Genomic DNA, 1,212 nt, shown 5'->3' with positions numbered 1-1,212 from the left:
GGGTGTAGCTCCAATTGGCAGAGCAGCGGATTCCAAATCCGCGTGTTGGGAGTTCGAATCTCTCCACCCCTGCCATATTTAAAGCCTCAGTCGAAAGACTGGGGCTTTTTTGTATCTGCAGATCTGAGCTGAAGAGATCTTTCCATACCTTTATTATACCAATCTGGAAAATTAACTGGTCAGGTCTATTCATCTTCTCGAGCATATTTTGGTGACTCTTTTGGAGCAATCCCAAACCGATTCTATGCATCGCAGACTTTGGAGATGATGTCGTGGTAATCAGTAAAAGATTGGTTGGCTAAATAGCGTTGCCTCAACCAACGCCATACTTGTTCGATAGGGTTTAGCTCTGGAGAATAGGGCGAAAGTTTGATGACACTGACATTTTAAAGTCATTGGCAATTTCTTCTGTATGCCATCCTGCGCCATCCATTACAACGACGGCGTGACGTCCTTCCTCCGTGACTGCCAATATTTGTTTTAAGTGCTCTATCATGATGTCTTTATTAACCCAGGGACAATGATAGCCTCACCAATTCCTCTTCTGCGACGACTGAACCGAACAGATAAGCATACTCAAATTGTTATTGCTTCACGGCTCTTGGGCGAGTTCCTTTTTTAGCCCATAAGCGTGTTGTCGTGTTTTATTGCCCAAATCTGGTTTTACTCTAAAGCTATATGTTCTGGGATCTTAAGGATCGTTTCGATTTTGATTTTTTCAAATCCTCCTGTGCTTGGCTTTTCTTGTCGTCCTTCTAGTCCTTCTTCAAGAAAGGTTTGGACCCAATTATTACCACTGGTTCGGCTTACCTTGAGAAACTTGACGATTTGTGTACGTGAGTGTCCATCTTTGAAATGAGCAAGGGTCAGTGGCCTCATTTTCATCTGAATGGATTTTTGCTGACTTGCGAGCTTTTTAAAGTCGATATTAAGGATGTAATGATGGTGGTTTAGGTCGATAAATAGCGAACACATATAGAGCACTTTTTACTAATAGTTATAAGGTTTTTAGATAAGCGAGTTTTTAGCGATGTTATTGTGGGGACTGCGTAGGACGGAGGTTTCTTAGTAAAGAGGCTATCGTGGTAAGAAATGAGTTATTTATTTTTAGGAAACCCTTTGTATTTTTAAGTGACCGGCTTGATAAAGCTTAAGATCTGGCAGGTTTTCGTAAGCTAGGGTGACTTGATTGCGTCCTGAGTGCTTTGAATA

General features: G+C 41.7%; 2 pseudogenes. Both read right to left on the bottom strand.

The features are described from left to right. Nucleotides 1-245 precede the first annotated feature (245 nt). A pseudogene (locus tag R7F07_RS25065) lies at nt 246-936 on the bottom strand (IS630 family transposase); the annotation flags it as partial. Between the two features lie 171 nt (nt 937-1,107). Next, nucleotides 1,108-1,212, bottom strand: a pseudogene (locus R7F07_RS25060) (GGDEF domain-containing protein); the annotation flags it as partial.

Origin of the sequence: Vibrio sp. YT-16 (genome assembly GCF_033337405.1) — a bacterium.
GTDB classification, from domain to species: domain Bacteria; phylum Pseudomonadota; class Gammaproteobacteria; order Enterobacterales; family Vibrionaceae; genus Vibrio; species Vibrio alginolyticus.
Note: the sequence above shows the minus strand (reverse complement) of the source record. Positions and strands in the feature narration are given on the sequence as shown.